The sequence below is a fragment of the Helicobacter sp. 11S02596-1 genome (assembly GCF_002272825.1).
Classification (GTDB): Bacteria; Campylobacterota; Campylobacteria; order Campylobacterales; family Helicobacteraceae; genus Helicobacter_J.
The window spans coordinates 1-4,623 of record NZ_MLAM01000024.1 but is presented as its reverse complement, the minus strand read 5'-3'; the positions used below and the strand labels follow the sequence as shown (position 1 = coordinate 4,623).

Here is a 4,623-nt window from a genome sequence, read left to right as displayed (position 1 = left end):
ACAACCTTGGCAATGGGTTTTATTGTTGGTTTTAAGAATAAGGACTTGTTTATTCTTTAAGAGTTTTCTTTGTTCAGGCGTGAGGTTTTTCTCAAAGCTTGATGGGCTAGGTTGGTTGGTTGGATTGTTTTGTTGTCTTTGGAGTTCTTGGACTTTAGTGCTGGTTCTTTCTCCAAAGCTATAGCGTCCTCCCAAAGATACCAAATAGTCTTGATTATAGTATTTACCGCCAAAGCCAGCATCGACATCAAGATAAAGTCGGATATCTTTGGTGATAAAGGAATTGATTCCAACTGAAACCATTCCCATATGGTTGCTCTTAAGTTCATCTTCTGCTTTGGCATAGGTGCTTGTAAAATCCATCTTGCCCCCAGCAAAATAATCGCCTACATAAAATGCCCCTAGCCTAAAGTCGGTTCTATTCTTTTGGGTTAGCAGGCTATAGCCTAGTGTGCCCCCAAGTTTGGCTCGGACATCAAAGACATTACCAATGCTCGATAATAAGAAGTTCCCTGATGTCATTTGTTTTAATGAACCCCCTGTGAGATAGCCCAAAATAAGCTCGGCACTAGGTTCAACATAGAGGGCGTGATGGATAGGGGCATTAGCAGGGCTAAGATTAAAGTTAAAGCGATAACCCACTTCTTCCCCTAGTGAGAATGCTTGTGAGCTTAGCTTATTATCAATACTGATTTTATTGTCTTTGATATTGAGATTATTACTGATATAACCATATTTTAAGATCGTATCAGAATAGATCCCAGAACCTTGGGCATTTTCTTGGATAAATGAATAGTAAGCCCCTACTTCAAAGAGATTGCTATTACCACTAAAGGCATTTGAAGTGAGATTATTGTAACCATAAGAAAAGGCAAGCCCGACAATCGATCGGGCATTGTTATGGTTAAAGGCATAATCATAACCGCCTTGAACATTGGTTGAAAGCGTTTCTAAGGAATCGCCTATATTGCTATGGTTGCTCCCATTAAATACCCTTGCCCATACCCCTTGTGTGTAGGGATTACTTCGGAGTTCGCCTAAACGTTTATTGAGATCATTGATATTAGCCAAAAACACAGAGAGGTTGGAGCCTAATGTGGCTTTAGAGGTATCTGTATAGGCTTGATTCAAGCTAGCAGCTATATAAGAGACATAATAGTTAGTAAATTCGGTGGTATTTTCAGAAGTAGTGGTGCTTTTTGTGCCATCGGCTTTGAGTTTTTCATCGTTGCCATTTTTAGCTACCAAATCCGTTGTAACCACATCAAAGCCTTGATTAACCACAGAATGTGTGCTAAATTTAAAACCAGCGGTTTCTGCTTTTTTAGCAACTGAAGCGACTAATATGTTTTTAGAAGAGAGATCGCCAACCTCCCCGCCATTACTTTGGGATTGGAATACTTGGAGGATATTTTCCTTACTATTGCTAGCGTCTTTGATGATGATATGATCCGCATTGCTTGCTGGTTTAGAAAGATCGCCTGCCATATAGGGGTTATAAGCTACCCGAAAAACAGCGTTTTCAAAGTTCTCTGCCTTATCAATGCTGAGGGCAGAAAAATGATTTCTTTTAAAATCATCTCGGACAGATATGCCCCCTGTGGCTAGGTCGATAATCGTATTGGTTTGATAGAGGCTATTGCCTGCAAGATGTTCTTCATCAAAGTTTTCTGGCTTGCCTGCACCTTTAAGATTGGCAATATGAGAATCCCCATTTAAAATCAGCTTTGCGCCAGAATTGAGGGCAATATCGATAGTATTTTTGATATGGAGATCCCCAACAAATACCGCATTACTTGTTAGCGTGGCTTCATATTTGGGGGCAGTGCCTGATGAGCCATTACTAGTAGGTAAGGAATACACATCGCCGATGAGGATACCTGAAATCGTGCCTTTATAGACATTATTCGTCGTATCGCTTTTATCTAGCTCCATACTCATAGAAGCCCCTTTAGCACTCGCACTAGTAAATAATTTCTGCAGATTAGCTGGCAAGGAATCAAAACGATTGCGATAAAAGCTTAAAAGTTTATCGGCTTTCGAAGCATCCAATCGCACAATGATCCCATCAGTATAAGTCGTCCCATTGACCTTAACGGTGTTTTTGGCTGTATCAGTGGGGACATATTTCGTGCTATCATTGAATTTGGTTGTATCGCCGAGATGATTATGCGTGCCTACTGCATCAGCGGTTTTATCAGCTTCGGCTTTATCTGCAAAGATAAGATTAGTCTCCCCACCAGAATAATTAAAGTTGGCTGTGCCTTTGATATTCCCACTCATAGCGATATTAGCCACCCCGCCAGTAGTCGTAACATTAAATTTAGGTGATTGCGTGAGCAAGAGGGCTTTGGTGAGCTCATTTTCTGTGAGGGATTTATAAAACTCATCACTCAGATTAAGGCTGATATTAGCCACCCCGCCTGTGGTGGTGATATTACCTCTGAGATAGAGGGCATTATTAAATTCGACATTATTTACAGATTTATCCCCAGAGGTGGTGATATTGCCTACAAACGAGCTGATATTAGCTAATCGGAGATAGTCTTGGATACCTGCGATAACATAGCCTTGTATTTGGTCTCCGCTCATTCCTTTGAGTTTGGCTTCAGTCATCAAAGCCCCATAGAATTTGGTTATAGCTGTTTGATTAAGTGTTTCATTAGTCCCAGTAGAGGGCAAATGGGGTAAGAAATAATCGAGTTTGTGTGTTGTTGTAGGAACCATTGCTACTTCTGCAGATTTATTTGCTGCCTTATTCGCAGGAGCATAGTCGATTTTAGGCAGGGTAGTGCCACCTGAAGCTGTCGGATTTACTGCAGCGGAAGCAAAGATCACATCATTGACACGATAACCTGTTTCTGCAGGGGTCATATAGACATATTTGGCTGTAATGTCGCCATTCACAGCCGATGAAGTAAATGTGGCGTGGATATAGCCCCCATTGGCTTGGTTAATAATCCCCGCACCTGAGCCTGCCCCAAACTTGCCAGCATTATATCCCATCAAGGTAGCGTTAGTGAATGTGGCAGTGAAATGATTGACAGATTTTTGGTAATTAGGTTGGGTAATATCATTGTTTCCAAAACTCGCTCCAGCACCTAAGCCCCCGATAATGGTAGTGTTTTCATTGGCAGTTAGGGTGATTTTACCTGGAGAGCCAGAGATAGCTGCATTGGTGATGGTGCTAGCAAAGGTGGTGTCTTTTTCAAGGGTGATGGTAGTATTACCTATATTATAAATATCACCAGAGGAGTAACCATTGCGTTTGTTTTCAGAGGTGTTTTTGATGGTAAAGGTGTAGGGAGCATTTTTTTGTTGGTTTTTACTTATCAGATTGCCTGCATTCAATAGATCGCCCCCATCAAGGGTGATAGCCATATTTTCACTATTGTTATGGATGACTTGATTAGCATCAAAGCTTGCATTGGTAATATTGAGGTTGAAATTATTGAAAGGTCCTGTCCAATAAGGACCATAACTTGATTTTGCTACATTGATACTACCAAGAATCTTAGCTTCATTTTTGATAGTGAGAGTGAGGGGGCGCGGTTTTTTATTCGTGTCATCTGCTCGCAAATATATATTACCTTTAAAAGCATAGCCCTCTTTGCCATTGCCATCAAATTCAAGCGTGATTTTTTGCTCATTGACATTGCTTTTAGAACCACCCAGATGATTACTATAGCTACTCACACTGAGATTGCCCTCAATACTCGAATCTTTGGTTGTGATAGCCAGATTTCCTTTATCATCAAAATTTTTAAGGTAAGTGATATTCCCTTTCATATGGGCGTTATTAATGAATTTGAAAGTATTGTCGCCGTCACTAACGTTTATATTGCCAATGAGGCTAGAGTTATCAAATGTAACGGTGGCTATGTCGCTATCTATAAATGCCGCATAATACACCCCGGTGATATTCCCTTTCATATTCGCACCATTTTTGAAAGTAATTGTGTTTTTTTGCTGTAAATTTATATTCCCTATGAATGCCCATTGGTTATCCTTGCCTTTGATGGTGGGGGTAACATCTGTGTCGCCATTATAGTGCCCCTCAAAACTAAGGTTTATCGGTGATTCATGGCCTCCACCAGACTGGGCGTGGGTGAAATTCCCCACCCATACCGAGTCTTTGAAATTAGCGGTCAAATTCGCAGTATTATGAACATAAAGATTTGGTTCTTCAAGGATGATTTTATTGCCGGTGATGGTAAGCCTTCCTGATTTTTCTTCGTGTGTTTTTGTGCCATCAGTATATCTCCATTTATCCGTGTGTGTTTCGTCTTGAGTGGGCTTGAATTTATCTTCGGCATTTGCTCCAGTATGAGCCAAACAAGCATTCGCACTCCCTAGCGTGCAAGTATCACTAAAGGCATAAGCAACACCCGCACCCATCACTGAAGCCAAGATGATGGAGAAAAGCGGTTTGAATGAGGATTTTTTTAAGTTTTTTAAATCTTTAGCGGGTTGGAAGTGTTGGGAGTTTTCAAGCTCGTAGCGATGGCGGGAGTTTTGAAGTTTATCGAAACTCCGAATTTGGAAATCTTTAAGGTTTTGAACTTGTTGGGAAGTTTTTAAATCTCGAGTTTTTTGAGATTTTTGGGTAGTGGGGGATTCAAG

General features: G+C 40.8%; 1 protein-coding gene. It reads right to left on the bottom strand.

The genetic code is table 11. From position 1 onward, the window contains the following. Positions 1-4,623: autotransporter outer membrane beta-barrel domain-containing protein (locus BJI48_RS09165; RefSeq protein WP_143428800.1), on the bottom strand; the 4,623-nt coding region annotated here is incomplete at both ends.